The organism is Sinomonas sp. RB5, assembly GCF_054063535.1.
On record NZ_JBSSGJ010000004.1, the window covers coordinates 193,296 to 211,659 of the forward strand.

Below are 18,364 nucleotides of genomic sequence, written 5' to 3' on the forward strand. Positions count from 1 at the left end.
GGGACTCCTCCCCACGCGGCGCCTGTTGCTCCGATGCGGCCCGGAGCGAGTGGTGAAGCGAAATTCTATGATGGGCTCCCCTCTCTTCTATTAATCGAATATATGTTCTATTCTTGATGTATGGAGCGAGATGGCCGGTCGGAGTCGGAGGCAGCGGTGCCTCCCGACGACGCGGTGTCGTCCGTCGGGTTCCCGTCCGAGCCGCCGGAGTGGTTGCGGCTGGAGTGGGAGCTGAACGATCTGGCGCGGCCGCAGGGGGTTGATCCGGCCGCGCTCGGGCCAGTGCTCTCGGCAGCGTTCCGGCGCGTCCCGGACAAGGACCTCGCCGTGTCCGTACGGGGAGGGGTGGACGCGGCACTGTTCGCTTCTGTGGATGCGGGACTGTTCGCGGACCCGGAAGAGCTCGAGGTCTTCCCCGCCCCGGTGGTGCGGGCGGAACTGCGCGAGGTGGCCGCTGCGGGGCTCGTACGCCGCCTGGTCCGCCTCGAACAGGTCGAGGCCGCACGCCTGGCCGAGCAGGCCGCGGTTCTAGGTGCCCTCGTCGACCTCTGCGCCGGTGACGGCACCGATCCCTTCCGAACGGCGGAGGCGGCCTCGATCGCGGCCTCGGAGGTCTCGGCGGCCCTGAAAGTCTCCGCCCGCACCGCCAAAGGCCTTGTCGCCGAGGCCCTGTCCCTGACCGACCCGGCCGCGGCCCCCATCCTGGCGGCGCTCGCCGGCGGGCGGCTCTCCCGCCGCCGGGCCAAGGCGGTCCTGGACGCGGCCGTCCCCGTGCCTGCGGAACGCCTGCCAGCATTCCTGGCCGCCGCCGTCGAGGCCGCCTGCCCCTCCGACCCCGACCGGATACCGTCCCCGGCCGCCCTCACCCGTCGGCTGCGCCGCCTCGTCGAGGACCACGCTGACGAGCCGCTGACCGCTCGCAAGGCCCACGCCGCCGCCGGCCGCCGCGTCGACCTCGACCCGGCCCCCGACGGGATGTGCTGGCTCACCGCGTACCTGCCCCTGGAACAGGGGGCCGCGATCGACACCCGCCTCGAGGCCATCGCCCGCTCCCTCCAGGCCCCCGACGAGGCCCGCACCCTCGCACAGCTGCGCGCCGACGCCTTCGCCGACCTCCTGACCGCCAGCACCACGGTCCCGCCCGGCACCGCGGTCCCAGGCGGGATCACGGGCGTCCGCGGGATCACGGGCGCCGGCGACACGGCACCCGCCGCCGGGCGCCCGATGGCCGCCACGGCGGCGGAGCCGGCCATCCCCGGCGCGCCAGCCAAGTCAGCCGGGCCAGCCAAGTCAGCCGGGTCAGCCACGTCAACCGGGTCAGCCAAGTCAACCGGGTCAGCCAGGCCCGCTGGCCCTGCGGGCTCCGAGGTGCGGTGCGAGGTCGTCCTCGTCCTGCCCGCCGCGACCGCAGCCGGGACCTCCGAAACCCCGGCCGAACTCCTCGGCTACGGCCCCGTCGACCCCGCAGCGGCACGGCTCCTCGCGGCCGAGGCCGCCACCTGGACGAGGCTGTGGGCCGACCCCGCCACGGGCGCGCCCCTGGCCATCGGCCGCGCCCGCTACGCCCCGACCGCCGCGATGCGCCGCTACCTCGGCGCCCGCGATGCCACCTGCCGCTTTCCCGGCTGCGACCGCCCCGCCCCCACCACCGAGGCCGACCACACCACCGAGTGGCACGCCGGTGGCCACACCGCTGCAGACAACCTCGCCCTTCTCTGCCGCGAACACCACCGTCTCAAGACCCGCGGCCACTGGACCCTCCGCCAAGCGGCCACCACCCAGCCCATCCCGCCCACCCAGAGCCGCAACGCCCCACCCAGCCCACCGGCACCCAGCCCACCGGCAGCCAGCCCCACGGCACCCAAGCCCACGGCACCCAATCCACCGGTAACCAGCCCACCGGGAGCCTTCACACCGCCGGGCACCCTCCACTGGACCTCACCAGCAGGACTGGCCTACACCACCTACCCCCACCACGCCCCGCCCCCGCCCTTCTAGGAAACGGCAGGGCTGTGCCGCGATGACGGGGTTCCTCTAAGAAGGCCAGACCTCCGAAGACGGCAGGGCCGCTCCATGTGGGCAGGGCTGGACGACGCAGGGCTGACGTCTGGGACTGATGTCCTGGAGGACTCAGCCGGCGGCGAGGTCCTCGAAGGCGGCCTGCACCTTGTACGCCCGTCCCCGCGCCACGTAGAAGCCCCGCCCAGGCACGTACCGGGGATTGCGGATGCGCCCCAGGGACGTGTTCAGCAGCGAGTCGCCGTCCATCTCCGCCGGGTTGAGCAGCAGGCCGCGGCGGCCGTTCTTGAACGGCTGGGACAGGCTCCAGGCCGAGCCCCAGCCTGCGGTCTCCGACTCCCCCACGATCCACAGGCCCTCGCGGTCCATGGCCGTGATGAGGCCCGAGAGCCCGCTCTCGGCCAGCGTCGAGTCGAACTCGGGCAGGCCCTCAATGAAGAGCGCGAACTCCCGCACCCCCACGTCGAGCTGGAGCTCGTCGACGGCGGCCGCCACGGCATCCTCTCCGGTGAAGCTCGCGTCCCACAGCGGAAGGTTCGCCAGGGCAGACCTCCGGGCACCGAGGTAGACCCTGCGGACGCCGGGCCGCGCCCGCCGCAGCCCGGCGGCGAGGGCCGCGAGCGCCGTCGTGCGCCCGGATCCGGGCGGCCCGGTGAGCATGAAGGCCCCCGACGGGTCGACGTAGAGCGGCTCGAGGGTCGAGTCCTCGAGGCCGAGCGCCACCCGTCCGGAGTCGGTCGGCAGCGCCTGCCCGGTGACGAGGTCCGGCAGCGTGCGCACGGGCGGGGCCTCGGGGACGCCCTGGCGCCGCATCGCCTCGGCGAGCCGGGTGATCTCGCGCGCCTGCAGCGCCACGTTCGCGTTCCCGCCGAGCACCCCGAGCTGCACCTCGAGGCCGTCCACCACGCCGCGTCCAGGCGGCGACTGCGGCGTGACCACGTCCTTGGGCTGGCCGAACATCATGTAGTCGTCCTCGCCCGTCATGCGCAGGATGATGCGCTTCTGCACGCCCGAGGCGATCGAGGCGGGAATCGAGTTGGTCCGGTCCCCGGTCATGACGAGGTGCACGCCGACCGCGCGCCCGTCGGAGGCGAGCTGCGTGAGCAGGTCGAATACCGCGCTCTCGGAGCTGTACTCGTACTGCTCGCGGAACGCCCCCATCCCGTCGATGAGGACGATGATGCGGGGCTCGTCGGGGCGGCCGGCGAGGCGCCGGTACTCGCCGATGCTGCCGGCCCGGGCGGCGGCGTACCGCTCGGAACGCTCGTCGACGAGTCCTGACAGGTGGCGCATGAGCCGGCCGATGCGCTCGGCGTCGTCCGCGTCGATCACGGCGCCCACGTGCGGGAGCGCCTCGAGCATGTGCAGGCCGCGCGAGCCCGCATCGATGCCGTAGACCTGCACGGGGCCGCCGCGCATCGTGATGGCCGCGGCGACCGCGACCGTGCGCAGCGCGGCGGACTTCCCCGACCCTCCGGTGCCGTAGACGGCCATGTTCCCGTCCCGGTCCGGCTCGTAGAAGAAGGTCGGCTGGCTCTGGTGCGCGGGATCGTCCACGACACCGAGCAGGAGCCGCTCGTCCGTGCGCGGATTGGGCAGCCGCGCCACATCGTAGGTCTGGGGCAGCTCGGCGAGCCACGGCTTGCGCGGCATCTCGAGCCCGATCCGGTCTGCCGCGGTCGAGATGGTGCGCACCATGCGCGCGATGTCGTTGGGCCCCTCGGCCTCGGGCTCGGCGTCCACGAGGTCCGCGGGCCGCTCCCAGGCCGCGCCGGTGCCGAAGTCCATCTCGGCGATGTCGATGCGGGGCAGCGCGGGCCGCTCCGTGGTCCATCCGGAGGCGTACCCGGTCTGGAAGCCCTGGATGCGCCCGGGGCCGGTCTTGGCGGCGCCGCGGCCGGGGATGCCCGGGTCGAAGTAGGCCGCGGTCTTCTCCCCCAGGATGTCCTCGGAGTCGGCCTCGTCCGCCATCCGCAGCGCGATGCGCAGGTTCGTGTTGGCGCGCAGGCTGTCCTTGATGACGCCGGCGGGCCGCTGCGTCGCGAGGATCAGGTGCAGCCCGAGGGACCGGCCGCGGGCGGCGACGTCCACGACCCCGTCGACGAACTCGGGGACCTCGGTGGCGAGCGCGGCGAACTCGTCCACCACGATCACGAGGTACGGCGGGGTGTCCGGGTCCGCGGCGCGCTCCATCGCGAGGAGGTCCTTGGCCTTCTTCCGGTTGAACAGGTGCTCGCGGTAGTGCAGCTCGGCGCGCAGCGAGGTGAGCGCGCGGCGCACGAGGTGGGGCGAGAGGTCGGTCACGAGCCCCACCGTGTGGGGCAGGCTGACGCAGTCGGCGAAGGCGGCGCCGCCCTTGTAGTCCACGAACAGGAACGTCACGCGGTCGGGGCTGTAGGCGTTGGCCATGCCGAGCACCCACGACTGCAGGAACTCGGACTTGCCCGCGCCCGTCGTGCCGCCCACCAGGGCGTGCGGGCCCTCGTTCTTCAGGTCGAGGAAGAACTGCTCCACGCCCTTCGAGCCCACGAGCGCGCGCAGGGTGCCCTTCGCCTTCGGATTGGCCACGGCCGAGGCGCGCACCGAGTTGGACTGCTGCCAGCGCTCGGCGACCGTGCCGGCGTCGTCCGCGATCTCCGCCCCGGCCAGCGTCACGTAGGAGACGCTGCGCGGGAGGTCGGAGTCGTCGTCGACCGGCTTGCCGACGTCCACGATCGGGGTGAGCATCCTGCCGAGCTGGACGGCGAGCGCCTCGTCGACGCTCTCGCAGCTGACCGGGTAGGTGTGCCGCCCGAGGCGGACCTGGCCGCTCGTGGCCCCGTGCTCGCCGTCGACCACGATGAAGTCGCGGCAGCACTGCGGCAGCTGCTCGGCGCCGGCCGCCACCCACACGACGTGGATGCCCACGTCGGGGCCGAGTTCGGCGATGCGCGTCAGGCGGCCGCGGTCCACCGGGGCGTCGTCCTCGACGAGGACGACGACGGTCGGCACGATCGGCTCGGACGTCCCGTCATGCTCCTCCCGCACTGCCCCGCGCCGACCGGCGGGGCCGCCCGAGGGGCTGGCCTGCCCATCCGGGCCGGCGGTGCGGACGGCGAGCAGGTCCTCGAGCCGGGTGAGCAGGAGCATCCCCGCCGCCGATCCTGCGGCGAGGTGGTCGCCGGCCAGGGGCGAGTGGGAGGAGCCCACGTGCGGGAGCCACTGGAGCCACTCCCACCGCTCCTTGGACTCGTGCGAGGCCAGCCCCGCGATCACCACCTCGGCGGGCGAGTGCAGTCCGGCGATCTGCAGCAGGATGCCCCGGGCCACGTTCTCGACGAGGCCCCGGGGGCCGGCGACGCCGAGGCCGCCGCCCTGGCGCAGGCTCGCCGTGACCGGCACGGCGTCGAGCACCGCGAAGCGGCCCTGCGCCTCGTGGAGGCGGCGGGTGAACTCGGGCAGCGTCCTGCCCTCGGGCGGGACGGTGACGCTCACGCGGCTCGGCACCGTGCCCAGCCCCAGCCGCACGGTGAGGAACTCGCGGTGCTCGGGGGCGTGGGTCCACAGCAGGGGCCCGAGGCGGTAGATCGACTCCACGGTCTCCGCCACCGAGGGTGCCTCCTGGAGCCGCACGGCCCGCTCGACCGTCTGCAGCTCGGTGATCTGGCGCGCGAATTCCGCGAGCCGCTCCTCGAAGAGCCGGGTCTCCTCGCGGAGCTCGCGCCTCGCGTGGCGCCGGTACTCGAACCACATGCCCACCGCGAACAGCGGCATCATCGCCATGAACACGATGGACACGACGCTCTGCAGGACCGCGAACATCACGACGCCCATGAGGATCGGCACGAACAGCATGACGATCGGGAACGGCTGGGTGGTGGGCCGCTGCGGCCCTTCCGGCAGCTCGCGGGCCTGCGGCGGGAACCGCGGCACGACCCGCGGGGAGCGGTTGAACGGCACGAGCGGGGAGGTCTGCGTGCGCCCGGCGCTGTGCCCGAGGCCCACCACGGACACGGTGGAGTCCCCGAGGGTCACGGCGTCCGAGGAGGCCAGCACGGCCTTGGAGACGGTGAGCCCGTCCATGACGAGCCCGTTGGAGGAGTTCAGGTCCGCGATCTCGATCGTCTCGCCCACCGTGATCCGCGCGTGCCGCTTGGACACGAGCGGGTCGGTGAGGACCACGTCGGCACCGGCGCCGCGGCCGATCAGGCTCGCGCCGACCGGGAGGGAGAATTCCCTGCCGGCGTCCGGGCCGGAGACCACGCGCAGGGTCGCCGCCGCCGGTCCGCGGTCGACGGCGGGCGCTCCGGCGCCGCTGTCGGCGCCGGCCGCGCCGTGGGCAGCCCCGCGCGGGGCCACCCGTGAGAGCGAGACGGTCGAGCCCTGCCGGAGGCCCGATTCGAGGAAGGTCCCCTCGGGGTCGAGCACGCGGCCCGTCATCCCGCCGGCGAGGACCGACTCCTCGACCCTGAGGGTCAGGCCGGCCAGGGCGCCCGCCTCCGCCCGGGCCGGACCCGCACCCGTGTGCTCGGCGGCCCGCGCCGGATCGGCGAGCCACAGCTCCCGGGCCACGTCGCCGACCGAGGCGAGGCCGTCCACGGTCACGGCCAGGTCCACCGCGGGCTCGGCGTCGCGCCGCAGCGTGAGTCTGATCCGCACCTAGTCCCCCTCCGGCCCGTCCTGCCCGGACGCCGCCGGGCCCCGGGGCGTCTCGGCCTGCGTCTTCAGGAGCACGAGGTCCTCGGCGGTGACGAGGTGGGAGCTCACGGCGTGCTCGACGAGCCGCGCCCGGCGGTTGGTGGCCAGCTTCCCGCCGCCGGCGCGGAGGCCCACCACGCCCACGCGGTCGAGCTTGTCGCACACGTTGTCCAGCTTCCGGTTGAACTTGGTCAGCGCCCACCCGAGCCGCCGGGCCGCCGCCGCGGAGGTGGGGATCGAGCTCAGCCCCGTCCCGTCGCGCCGCAGCATGGGCTCTGCGAGCGCCACGATCACGGCCTTCTGCGAGTCGGTGAAGGTGATGGGGCCGATGGTGGTCTCCCCCGCGGCGCCGCCGTCCTCCTCGGGGCTCGCGTGCTGCCGGAACGCGGGGGTGCGCACGTGCACGGCGAACTCGTAGGTCGTGGACCCTGCAGTGAAGATGACGTTGGTGTGCCCGAAGACGAGCGGGATCCGCGCGCCGGGCACCACCCAGGCCTGGAGCCCGCCGCTGACGTCCGCGATTGTGGCCGAGAGCAGCGACCCGACGTTGGAGAGCCACCAGATGCCGTCCACGTGCGAGATCTCGAGGAAGCGCCGGTGCAGGTAGGGATTGTCGTCGACCTCGAGGTCGCCCTCCCTGCCGATCCCGAACACGCCGCCCGGATCGGGCCGGTACAGCTCTCCGCAGAAGTCGACGACGAGGTCGCCGGCCCCTGGTGTTCCCTGGTCCATTCGTGTGTGCTCCGTCTCCCCAGTTCGGACATTCACATGGCTCCCGTGCCGCATCGCGGCGCCGGGCAGTATCACTTGGTGCTCACGGTCACTTGGTGCTCACGCACGCGCTCGGCGCGGAGTCGTCCATCGGCCCCGCCGCGCCGTCGCTGCGCCGCACCACGACGCGCACGCAGGTCTGCCCCGAGGCCTCCTTGGGCACGGTGGCCTTCGTGGCGGTGACCGTGGTGAGCGGCTGCTGGCCCGTCAGGCGCAGCACGGTGACGAGGTACGCGTCGCCGGGCTTGGGCTGCGGGTTCTTCCAGGTGAACGTCACCCCCGAGGCGTCCGCCGTGCCCTTCAGGTCGGTGACGTTGGGCACGGCGCCGGAGTCCACGGCGTCGACCGGCGGCGCGCTGTAGGTGGTCTGGTTGGGCGCGGGCCGGTTGGCCAGGCCCGGCGCGAGCACGATCCCGGCACCCACCGCGGCGACGAGGACCACGCCCGCCGCTGACGAGGCCAGCAGCGCACGACGGCGGCGCACCGCGGCGGCGCGTCCCTCGCCGTCGGCGTCGTCCCGGCCGCCGTCCTCGGGCCCCTGCCCCGCCGGCTGCCCCGCCGGCAGGGGGCGTCCCCGCAGGACCGTCGCGTCGCCGCGCAGCACGGTCGAGTCGCCCTCCGGCTCGGCGCCTGCCCCCGGGCCGTGGAGGGATTCCCGGCCGGGCGCCGTGCCGGTCCGCCCGCGCAGGACGGTGTCGTCCCGTCCCGTGGTGGTCTCGCCCGGCGCTGCCTCGCCCGGTGCCCCGGCGAGGCCCGCGCCCGGGGCGGTGAACGGCGTCGTGCGTCCGGGGGTGCCCGGCACCGTCCGGCCGGGCACGGTCCGGCCCGGCGCCGTCCCCGCGCGGGGGGCGTGGGGGTTGATCGCCACGACGCCCCGCACGCGGGTCTCCTCGTAGGACGAGTCGGGGTCGTCCTCGTCCGAGGGCTCCTCGAGCACCTCGAAGGGCGTCACCGAGAGGCTGAGCTCGTTCTGGATCCGCTGCAGCGCGAGGGCGAACGTGTGGGCCGAGGAGTAGCGGCTCTCGGGTGCCTTGGACATCGCGGTGGCGAGCACGAGCTCGAGCGACTCGGGCACGTCGGCGCGGCCCAGCGGCGGGACCGGCGAGGAGTGGATGCGCTGGACGAGCGCCCGCTGCGAGTTGTCCGCGCCCGGGATGACGAACGGCGAGCGGCCCGCGAGAAGCGTGTACAGGGTGGCGCCGAGGGCCCACACGTCCAGGGCCACGCCGTCGGCCACGCTGCCGCGGAACGACTCCGGGGGCGACCACGGGATCGACATGCCCATGTCCGCGTCCCCGCCGCCCTCCACGGTGCCCGAGATGCCGAAGTCCGTCAGGGCCGGCCGGTTGTAGTCGGTGACGAGGATGTTGGCCGGCTTGATGTCCCGGTGCGCGATCCCGGCCCGGTGGGCGGTCTCGACCGCGGAGGCGACCTGGATGCCGACCGCGAGGACCTCGTCCACGCTGAGCCGCTCGCGGCGGTAGCGGATGTCCAGGCTCGGGCGCGAGCAGTACTCCATCGCGAGGTAGGAGTGGCCGCTGTCGGTGATCTCCGCCTGGTAGATCGTCACGATGTACGGGTGCGAGGAGAGCTGGGCCATCAAGTTGGCCTCGGTCTCGAACTGGCGCCGCGCGCTCTCGGTGCGCAGGTCGGAGAGCAGCACCTTCACGGCGACCTTGCGGCGCGGCCTGTCCTGCTCGTACAGGTAGACGTCGGAGAAGCCGCCGGAGCCGAGCAGGCTCAGGTACCTGAAGCCCTTGAGCTCCGGGGGCGGGGCCGGGGGGCGCTTCGAGCTCACGGCACCGCCTCGAAGCGCAGGCTCACGCCGTCGCCGAGGTCCGCGACGTCGCCGTCGAGCACGATCGTCATCTCGCCCTGGGCGAGCCTGCGCGGCGCCTGGCCGGGCCGGGCGAGGACCGTGCCGTTGGTCGCCTTGAGGTCGCGGACCATGACGTGCCAGCCCTCGAGGCGGACCTCGAGGTGGTTGCGCGAGATGTCCCCCGAGGGGCTCGTGACCGAGACGAGCCGCGGCATTCCGCCGCTGGGCACGCGCGAGACCGAGGGCTGGCGGCCCACCACGAGCGGCTGGACGAGGTCGATGACCTCCCCGGTGGAGAAGACGACGCGGCCCAGGGCGGGACGCGGAACCTGCACCGTCTCGCCGTCGAGGTGCTCCCCGCAGACAGCGCACTGGGGGTACGAGGGCGGGCTCGCATGCCCCTGCGGGCACCGGCGGCCGAGCACCAGCGGGGCGGCGGCCGCCCCGCGGGCCGGGCCCGGCGCGCCGGAGGCGGCGGGTCCCTGGTCGGGTTCCGCGCCCAGCGAGGCCGGGTCGAGCTCGCTGCGCATGACCGTCTCCCCGTCATGGTCGCCGTACAGCTCGGACGTGATGGATCGGCCCTGCGGCCCGGTGCCGGGTCCGGCGCCGTCCCGGGGCGCGTCGGGGTAGTGCATCTCGCTCTGCGCGCGCGGCCTGGGCCGCGGCTGATGCTGCTCCCCGGGCGCGTGGGCCGAGGCGTGGGCGGGGGGCGCCTGCTGCGGCTTCGCCCACGGCACCGCGTCGATGAGGAGGCTCGGCGGACTCCATGCCGCCGGTCCGCGGCCGTTCCCGGTGTCCGACGGCGCGTGGCCGCCGGCGGCGCCCGCCTCGGGGCCCCGGGCGCCCAGTTCCCGGGCGTCGGGTGCACTGGCGTCGGGTTCGGTGGCGCTGGATTCGCCGGCGCTGGATTCCTGGGCGCCCGGTTCGTGGGCGCCCGGTTCGGGGGCACTCGGTTCGAGGGCACTCGGTTCGAGGGCGCTGGGCTCCTCGTCCTCCTCGCCGTCGGTCCTCACGGCCGCGTCCTCGACGGAACGGAGCACCGTGGTGCCCCAGAGGTGGTCGTAGTCGCTCGTGGAGGTGGTGGCCTCGGAGGCCTCCTCCGCCGCCACGGGGGCCGGCCCCGCGGCCGCCTCGTCGGGCTGTGCTTCATCGGCCGGCGCCTCATCGGCCAGTGCCGGATCGTCCTGAGCCGGATCGTCCGTCGCGGGGCCTGCCAGCGTGGAGCCCCCCACGGTCGATTCGGGCAGGAGGGTCTCCTCGCTCGCGGCCGCCCGGACAGCCGCAGTCACCGGCGCAGTCACCGGCGCGGCGACGGCGGCCGGCGGGACCACGGCGGCCGGCGAGCTGACGGCGCGAGCCGCCGACGCGGCGTCGTCCGCCTCTGCGGCGGGCATCCCTCGGTCCGCGGCCACGAGCACGGTGTCCGCAGCGACGACCCCGCCGAGGAGCGGCAGGGCGCCGCGGGGTTCCTCGCCTGCGACGGCGCCGGCGGGCGCACCGGAGACCTCGACCGCGTCCCACGCCTCGAACGCGCGCTCGAGCCAGGTCCCGACCTCGCTGCCGCTGAGCGCCTCGTCCCCCGAGGCCGTCGTCACGGTGGCGCGCACGGCCCCGCGCACGAGGAGGCGCAGCCGGTCGCCGTGCTCCGCCAGGGCGAACGCCGGCATCCGGGCCAGGCCGAAGGCCGACGCGAAGACGTCGAGGAGCGCATAGAGGTCCGCCCCGTCGGCGCCGAGCGCGTCCCAGAGGCGACCGAGGAACTCGTCCGACTGGGCGGCGGGGACGAGGACGGTCAGCTCGCCGCGCGCCAGCAGGGTCCAGCCGCTCCCGGGCCGGTACTCACGCCTCGCCACGGTCACCGCCCGGCTCCGCCTCGGGGCTTGGGGCTCCGGCGGGCCCGTCGCCGGCCGGTTCATCGTCGGCGGCCCGCTCGGCACGGTCGCGGTCCAGCGTGTCCTCCTCGGGCGCGAGCCGCGGGGCGGTCTCGCGCAGGCCGAGCTCGTCGGCGGCGTCCTGGGCATCGACGACGATGACGGTGACGTTGTCGCGCCCGCCGGCGTGGATGGCTGCGTCGATGAGCGCCTCCACCGCGTCCTGGGGATGGACGCGGCTCGTGAGCACGCGGAGGATCTCGCTGTCGCGCAGCTCGGAGGTCAGCCCGTCGGAGCAGACGAGCAGCCGGTCCCCGTCCTCGACGGGCAGGAGCCAGAAGTCCGCCTCGGCGTCCTCGCCCGTGCCGAGGGCCCGCGTGACCACGTGGCGGCGCGGATGCGTGAGCGCCTCCTCGGCCGTGATCTGGCCCGCGTCCACGAGCTCGCGGACCTCGGAGTGGTCCACGCTGATCTGGGCGAACCGGCCGTCCTGGGAGAGCCGGTACGTGCGCGAATCGCCCACGTTGGCCACGAGCCAGTACGGCACCGAGGAGATCTCGATCAGCACCGCTCCGGAGAGGGTGGTCCCGGCGCGGGCGCCCGTGGCATCGCGGATGCGCCAGTCGGCGTCCTCGATCACGTGCTGGATGTCCTGGGCGGTCGCGGCGTGCGTTCCCGGGGCCAGCATGGCGGCCTCGCGCAGCGTCTGCACGCACAGCTGGCTGGCCACCTCGCCCGCCTCGTGGCCGCCCATGCCGTCCGCGACCATGAACACCGGATCCTGGGCGAGGAACGAGTCCTCGTTGAGTTCGCGGCGAAGCCCGCGGTCCGTGCCGAAGCCGACCGTGAGCCGCAGGCGCGGATCAAGATCGGGCGCGTGCGTGTCGGTCACGCGTGTCCCCTTCCGATCGAGAAGAAGCAGTCGCCGAAGCGGACCACGTCGCCCGCATCGACGAGGACGGGCTGGCCGGCGGGAGCCTCGGCGGTCGCACCGTCGGCGCGGACCACGCGGGTGCCGTTGGTCGACTTGCGGTCCTGGACCCACACGCCGCTCGGGTCGCTCCACACCGCCAGGTGCGTCTTGGAGACGCTCTTGCCCGGATCGTCGACCGCGAGGAACTCCTGCACGGTCTCGTCGTCGTAGCCGGCGGGGTTGCGGCCGATGAGGACGGGCCCGCGCAGCGCGATCCGGCGGCCGTCGTTGAAGGTCAGCACCACGTCCGACGCCGAGGGGGCGCCGCCCGCTGCCGGCGCACCGGTCTGCCGGGACGGGGTGAACCGGGTGGCCCCGAGGTCGGCGTCCGGGTCGGCGGCATGCGGCGCAGGGGCGGGGACGGCGCCGGCGGGCGCGGGAGCCGCGGCCGGGGGCACCGCACCCGCGGGCGGGGCGGCCGGAGCGGTGGCCGGGCGCGCCGGCACCTGGGGCTTGGCGGCCGGCGACGCCATCGGGGAGGCGACCTCCTGGACGGAGGGGAGGTCCGCACGGGGCGCGAACGAGGCGGGGCCGTTGATCCCGCCGGTGGTGAGCGGGTCCCGGCCGGCGCGGACGTCGAAGACGAATGTCCTGGCCGCCTTGTCGTGCCAGCCCTGCCGCTTGCTGTTCGGATCGAACATGTTCGAGATGAGGGCAAGGACCACGCCGGCCACGGGGATCAGGCAGATGAGCCCGAAGACGAAGTTCCGCACGAACACCGCGCCCCAGCCGGGCGCGAGGCCCTCGGGGCCGCTCGTGCGCAGCCCCAGCATGGCCTGCCCCGGCGTCTTGCCGGTGCGGGCCTCCCAGGCCCAGCAGAAGATCCACAGGGCGATCCCGAGCACGGTGCCGGTCACCCACCAGACGGCGGCGGCCAGCAGGGCCTGCTCGTCCGAGCTCGTGGGGTACGCGCTCCCCGAGAGCGTCGAGAGGGAGGCGAGGGCGAGGAGGTAGGGCAGGAGCTGGAGGATCCAGGCGAGGCCGAGGTCGATGAGCTTGGCGCCGGCGCGCTTGCCCGTGGAGGCATTGACCAGCTCGAGATTCACCATGGTCCCCGTGTTCCCCTCGTATCCCCCAGTGCGGCCTGCAGGCGTGCGGCCGGACGGCCCGTGGCCTCCAGTGTGGCCCGCTGGCGCCCCGCAGACGGGGCAGAACAGCGCTCCTTGCCGGACCATACTGCCACACGCCGGGCACACCGCTTCGGGCTGCGCGCGGGGCGGCACCGAGGCCGTCATTCAGTCCCTCCCCTGGTCCTGCCCTTGGCTGCCGTGCCGCGCCGGCCCCACAGGCGCCGCAGAGCCGGTGCGCGGTCTGCGCCGCGCGCTCCGGAGCCGCGGGCGGCCAGCGCCGCCCGCGCCTCGAGCAGGAGCGAGCGCGGCGAGAACCTGGCGCGTTGGCGCCGCCAGAACCCGAGCGAGCCGCGCATCGCCTCGATGGAGCTGTCCACGTCGGCCCAGTAGGCGTCGACCTCGTTCTCGCTCGGACGGCCCGCGCCGAAGACGGCGGCGTCCGCGCGGCGGGCGAGCATCGTCGTCGTGCCCGCCGAGTCCGGGAACGCCTCCCCGAGGACCGCCGCGGTCTCGCGCCGGGTCGAACGGGCGTCGAGGCTCGCGCCGAGGTCGGTCGCGAAGTTCGTGTACTCGCGCCAGCCGCCGCTCACCCGCTCCGCCGGATGCTCCGCGGCCAGCCGCCGCCGGCGGCGGCGCAGCTTCAGCCACGCGACGAGCACGAGGGGCAGCGCGAGGACCGCGATCGGGATGAGCCCGATGCCCACGGCGGCGAGGATGGGGCCCAAGATCAGCCAGAAGTTGTCCTTCTTCTGCTCCTGGTCCAGCACGTCGGGCCGCGAGTCCGGTGGCAGCTCGACCGGCGCCTGGGGCGGCGGCGGGGGCTGGAGCACCTGCGGGCGCGGCTTCGACTGGGCCTGCGGGTCGGGCGGGATCGGGACGTTGTTCTTCGGCGGCGTCGGGTCGAAGGCGACCCAGCCGTAGCCCTCGAACGCCACCTCGACCCACGCGTGGACGTCCTTGCCCTTGATGTCGATCTTCGTCCCGGCCGGCTGGGGCTTCTCGGGGTAGAAGCCCATGACGACGCGGGCAGGGATGCCGAGCTGGCGCGCCATGAGCGCCATCGTCACCGAGTACTGCTCGTCGTCGCCGACCATCTGCTTGGCGGTGAGCATGGCCCGCAGCCGCCCCGCGCCGTGCCCGGAGAGGCTGGGCACCTGGCCCTCGGCGATGAGCCCGTTGCTGAACGCGCCGAACTTCTGGAAGTAGGACTCGAGGGTCCGCACCCGCTCGAGCGGCGCCTGGCTGTCCCCCAGGATGTCCCCGGCCTTGGCCTGGAGCACCTGCGGGACGCCGTCGACGGCGGGCAGGCTCACCGGAGCGAACTGGGCCTGGGCCAGCAGCGCGTCGTCGGGCCGCTTGGGCTCGACGACGCGGACCGCATACTCGTCGCCTGCGGCCACGCCGGCCGTGGAGATGGCCGTGTCCGTGAGCGGGTTGAAGTAGAGGCCTTCCGCCGCAGGGCTGTTCTTGTCGTCGAAGGCGATGCCCGTCGTCGTCCGCCCGCCGGGCAGGAAGTAGCCGCGGTAGTCGCGCACGGTGACGTCGAGCGTGTACGGCGTGCTCGCCCCGGAGGGCGGATCCGCGGCCGCAATCGAGGACGCGTCGCCGACCTTGGCGAAGGAGCCCGAGCCGGACTGGTCGACGTTGGCCACGGTGCCGTCGTAGGCATCCAGGGCCGCGAGCCGCACCCGGCCGCCCTGGGGCAGCCCTGAGACGGTGAACAGCACGGAGTCCCGCTGGTCCTTGACGAAGCTGCGGAACCCCGAGAGGGGGCTCACGTAGTTGTGCGGGTCGAAGGGCGGTACCACGCGGTCCCGGAGCACGTCGCGCTGGGCGCCCGCGGTGACGGCGGGGGCGAGGGCCAGCGTCGCCGCGGCGGCCACCGCCACCACGGCGGCGCCGAGGCCCACGCGGCGGAGTCTGGCCGCGCGCGCCGAGCCGGGGTCGGCCACGGTCGTCTCGCCCGAGACGACGCGTGCCGTCCCGACGCGGGCCGCCGACCGGCGGAACGAGGACCACAGGACCCCGGTCACGGCGAAGGCGACGCCTCGCGGCAGGGCGAGGAAGGTCTCGTGCGTGCCGAAGGCGATGCCGACGACGAACAGCACCGTGACCGGGACGAGGGGCCAGTAGGGCCGGCGCAGCCGCCACGCGAGCAGCCCCGCGGCGAGGCAGCACACGAACGCGCTCAGATACGGCACCACGAGCATCCCGGAGGCCGTGCCGAGCGGGGCCGCGACGGTCAGGTTGTCCTTCCAGGAGACGACGATCCCGAGCAGGAGCGTCCGCAGCGAGGCGAGGGTGGGAATGAAGCCGCCCGCGGACTCGTCCGGGGTCGCCACGAGGCCGCCCACCAGGAGGTAGGCGAGGAAGGCCCCCGCCGTGCTCACGAGCCAGCCGGGGCGCAGCGCGGACGAGCCGAATGCGACCGCGAGGCCGAGGGCTGCCCCGGTGAGGCCCGCGACCAGGTAGTGCCGGTCGCCGCCGTAGGCGAGGTGGAAGCCGGCGATGCCGAGCGCCGCGAGCACGAGGATGGCCGCGGCGTCGACCGCGTGCAGCCAGGGGTTCCGGCCGGCCCAGAAGCCCGGCCGCGGGGAGCGGGCAGCAGCGCCGCCGCTCCGCGGACGGCCGCTTCCGCCGCCGCTCTCGGCGCCGCCGGGGGTGGGTCGGCGCGGCCGCAGGCGGGTGGTCTCGCTCATGCCGCCGCCTTCCGCAGCACCGGGCCCAGGTCCTCGAGGGCACCCACCGTGAGCACGGTGAGGTCCGCGATGCCGGCACGCCTGGGGGCGGCCCCGGCCTCGCAGCGCACGGCGAAGGTGCGGATGCCGGGCGGGATGGATGCTGCGGCGGCGCGCAGCTGGGTGGGGGTGACGCCGGTGCCCACCACGAGGAACACGACCGAGGCGTTGGGCACGCTGTCCGCGGTGGAGCGGGCGGCGTCGACCGCCGTCGGGCGCATCGCGGCGCCCTGCAGGCGGGTCAGGTCGTCGAGGTAGTGGCGCGGGCTCTCGGTGCGCAGCGGGCCGCGCTGGGTGAGGGCGCTCAGCTCGCGCTGCTCCGCGAGGGCCTGCCGGCCGATCGAGCCGGCCACCGAGACGGCGAGCTCGAAGTCGTCCTCGGTGCCGTACTCCGCAAGGTTCGCGGACAGGCACACCGCGAGGTGGGCCCGGCGCGTCTCCTCGAACTGGCGCACCATGAGCGTGCCCGTGCGGGCCGTCGTCTTCCAGTGGATGTGGCGGCGGTCGTCACCGGGGATGTACTCGCGCAGCGCGTGGAAGGACACGTCCGAGGTGGCGAGCTCGCTGGTCGGCATCCCCTCGAGGTCCCGGATGAAGCCGGCCGCCGAGGTCCCGAGCACGGCGGTGCGGGGGTGCACGTACAGGTCCTGCGGCTCGGTCCAGACCACCTGGCGGCGCAGGAGCCCGATCGGGTCGGCCCGGACGGAGCGGACCGGCCCGACCACGATCACGGCGCGCCGCTCGGTGGGAATCGTGAACAGGTCCTCGTGCGGGACGCCGGGGCGCATGCGCGGAAGGTGGAACACGGCCGTGGCCGCGCCGACGGGCAGCTCGAGGAGCGACGGCGCCACGGGACGCGAGGACGTGGTGACCACCTCGATGCCGCCCACCGCGCTCTCCCCCACGGCCACGCGGGTGCGGGCGAGGTCCAGGTCTACGGCATACGAGGCGCGGCCCAGCACGAACACAATCGAGAGGACGAACAGGCTCGCCGCGAGCAGCGCCGCGGCGGTCGCCTCCTGCCAGCCCCAGGCGGCCCCGGCAAGGGCCAGCAGCACGGCAGCGAGCGCAACCGCCCAGCCGAGCGGGCTCACCACCGACAGCGTCGGGTGCAGGCGGCTCCGGTACGCCGCGCCGGCGCGGGCCAGCGTCGGCGCCGCGTAGGAGCGGCCGAGGCCCGCCGCCTCCAGCCAGAGCGAGGCGGGGTGCAGGCGCGGCCGGGAGGACGCGTCGGTCTCGGGCGCCGGACGGCTCCCGCTGCGTCCGGGAAGACGGCGGACGACGGCGTCCCGCGCCGCCGCGAACGGGTTGCGGGTGGGCATCGCCGGGCTCACACCCCGGCGCGGGACTGCGGTGCGGCGACTTCGCCCAGGACGCGCTCGAGGATCCGGTCCGGGGTGACCCCGGCGAACTCGGCCTCCGGGTCCATGACGAAGCGGTGGGTCCAGACGACCGCCGCCAGCTCCTTGACGTCGTCGGGGAGCACGAAGTTGCGCCCCTGCGCCGCGGCCCAGACCTTGGCGGCCCGGACCATGGCGATGGCGCCGCGCACGCTCACCCCGAGCCGCGTCTCGGGGGCGTTGCGCGTCGCCTCGCACAGGCGCGAGACGTACTCGAGGACTGCCGTGTCCACGTGGTTCTGGGCTCCCAGCTCGGCCATCTCGGCCACCGCGTTGGTGGTGATGATCGGGGCGAGCTCGCGGGACCGGTCCTTCACCGAGGCGCCGCCGAGGAGGCGCACGGTGGAGGCGTGGTCGGGGTAGCCGATCGAGGTCTTGATGAGGAACCGGTCGAGCTGGGCCTCGGGGAGCCGGTAGGTGCCAGCCTGCTCGATCGGGTTCTGGGTGGCCATCACCATGAACGGCCTGCCGGCCTCGTAGGTCACGCCGTCCACGGTGACCCGGGACTCCTCCATGACCTCGAGCAGCGCCGACTGGGTCTTGGGCGAGGCCCGGTTGATCTCGTCCGCGAGGACGATGTTGGCGAAGATCGGGCCCTTGTGGAACTCGAACTGCTGGGTCTTCTGGTCGTAGATCGTCACGCCGGTGACGTCGGAGGGCAGCAGGTCCGGGGTGAACTGGATGCGTGAGTTGGTGCCCTGCACCGTGGCCGCGAGCGCCCGCGCGAGCGAGGTCTTGCCGGTCCCGGGCGCGTCTTCGAGGAGGATGTGGCCCTCGGCGAGCATGGCGGTGAGCGCGAGCCGGACCACGTGGTCCTTGCCGAGCACGGCCTGGCCGACGTTCGCTGCGAGGCGCTCGAAGGTCTCGGCGAACCATGTGGCCTGCTCTGTCGTCAGCGTCATCCGCTCCCCCTGGAATGTGTGTGCTCTCTCCACCGGCCCGGGCCCCGAGCCCCGGCGATGTCCCCGGCACAGCCTAGTGCCTCGCCGTCCGGGCCCGCGATGGGGAGGTCTCCCCCCACCACCG

Annotated in this window: 10 protein-coding genes and 1 pseudogene; 1 reads left to right on the forward strand and 10 read right to left on the reverse strand. The window is 74.5% G+C overall.

Going from position 1 to position 18,364, the window contains the following annotated elements:
- Window positions 1–120: 120 nt before the first annotated feature.
- Complete coding sequence (locus ACVWWH_RS07190; protein WP_457316103.1) at window positions 121–1,998, forward strand: DUF222 domain-containing protein; 1,878 nt, start codon at window positions 121–123, stop codon at window positions 1,996–1,998.
- 132 nt (window positions 1,999–2,130) lie between these two features.
- On the opposite strand, the gene ACVWWH_RS07195 is transcribed toward ACVWWH_RS07190, so the two are convergent.
- The 10 genes and pseudogenes from ACVWWH_RS07195 to ACVWWH_RS07240 form a co-directional block, all read right to left on the reverse strand.
- A complete protein-coding gene (locus ACVWWH_RS07195; RefSeq protein ID WP_457316104.1) occupies window positions 2,131–6,657 on the reverse strand; it encodes an FtsK/SpoIIIE domain-containing protein in 4,527 nt (1,508 codons plus the stop codon).
- Window positions 6,658–7,428: a hypothetical protein gene (locus ACVWWH_RS07200; RefSeq protein ID WP_457316105.1), complete on the reverse strand. Its 771-nt coding sequence runs from the start codon at window positions 7,426–7,428 to the stop codon at window positions 6,658–6,660.
- Window positions 7,429–7,516: 88 nt separating this feature from the next.
- Window positions 7,517–9,265, reverse strand: a complete 1,749-nt coding sequence (locus ACVWWH_RS07205) for a serine/threonine-protein kinase (protein ID WP_457316106.1) — start codon at window positions 9,263–9,265, stop codon at window positions 7,517–7,519.
- Window positions 9,262–11,139, reverse strand: a complete 1,878-nt coding sequence (locus ACVWWH_RS07210) for an FHA domain-containing protein (RefSeq protein ID WP_457316107.1) — start codon at window positions 11,137–11,139, stop codon at window positions 9,262–9,264. Before ACVWWH_RS07210 ends, ACVWWH_RS07205 begins: the two co-directional genes overlap by 4 nt.
- On the reverse strand, window positions 11,126–12,049 hold the full coding sequence (locus ACVWWH_RS07215) for a PP2C family protein-serine/threonine phosphatase (protein ID WP_457316108.1): 924 nt from the start codon (window positions 12,047–12,049) through the stop codon (window positions 11,126–11,128). The genes ACVWWH_RS07210 and ACVWWH_RS07215 overlap by 14 nt, the downstream gene beginning before the upstream one ends.
- The gene (locus ACVWWH_RS07220; protein WP_457316133.1) at window positions 12,046–13,179 is read right to left on the reverse strand and encodes an RDD family protein; all 1,134 of its coding nucleotides are present in this window, start codon (window positions 13,177–13,179) and stop codon (window positions 12,046–12,048) included. The genes ACVWWH_RS07215 and ACVWWH_RS07220 overlap by 4 nt, the downstream gene beginning before the upstream one ends.
- An 84-nt stretch (window positions 13,180–13,263) precedes the next feature.
- Window positions 13,264–13,365: pseudogene (locus ACVWWH_RS07225) on the reverse strand (zinc-ribbon domain-containing protein); the annotation flags it as partial.
- Window positions 13,362–15,899, reverse strand: a complete 2,538-nt coding sequence (locus tag ACVWWH_RS07230) for a transglutaminase family protein (RefSeq protein ID WP_457316109.1) — start codon at window positions 15,897–15,899, stop codon at window positions 13,362–13,364. The pseudogene ACVWWH_RS07225 and the gene ACVWWH_RS07230, both read right to left, overlap by 4 nt.
- Complete coding sequence (locus ACVWWH_RS07235) at window positions 15,896–17,260, reverse strand: DUF58 domain-containing protein (RefSeq protein ID WP_084249394.1); 1,365 nt, start codon at window positions 17,258–17,260, stop codon at window positions 15,896–15,898. Before ACVWWH_RS07235 ends, ACVWWH_RS07230 begins: the two co-directional genes overlap by 4 nt.
- Before the next feature lie 8 nt (window positions 17,261–17,268).
- A complete protein-coding gene (locus tag ACVWWH_RS07240; protein WP_066497071.1) occupies window positions 17,269–18,240 on the reverse strand; it encodes an AAA family ATPase in 972 nt (323 codons plus the stop codon).
- Between the last annotated feature and the right edge of the window lie 124 nt (window positions 18,241–18,364).

Coding starts and splice junctions, on each gene's coding strand:
- ACVWWH_RS07240 (WP_066497071.1), bottom strand. CDS start 18,240: ATGACGCTGACGACAGAGCAGGCCACATGGTTCGCCGAGACCTTCGAG.
- ACVWWH_RS07230 (WP_457316109.1), bottom strand. CDS start 15,899: ATGAGCGAGACCACCCGCCTGCGGCCGCGCCGACCCACCCCCGGCGGC.
- ACVWWH_RS07220 (WP_457316133.1), bottom strand. CDS start 13,179: ATGGTGAATCTCGAGCTGGTCAATGCCTCCACGGGCAAGCGCGCCGGC.
- ACVWWH_RS07190 (WP_457316103.1), top strand. CDS start 121: ATGGAGCGAGATGGCCGGTCGGAGTCGGAGGCAGCGGTGCCTCCCGAC.
- ACVWWH_RS07235 (WP_084249394.1), bottom strand. CDS start 17,260: ATGCCCACCCGCAACCCGTTCGCGGCGGCGCGGGACGCCGTCGTCCGC.
- ACVWWH_RS07200 (WP_457316105.1), bottom strand. CDS start 7,428: ATGGACCAGGGAACACCAGGGGCCGGCGACCTCGTCGTCGACTTCTGC.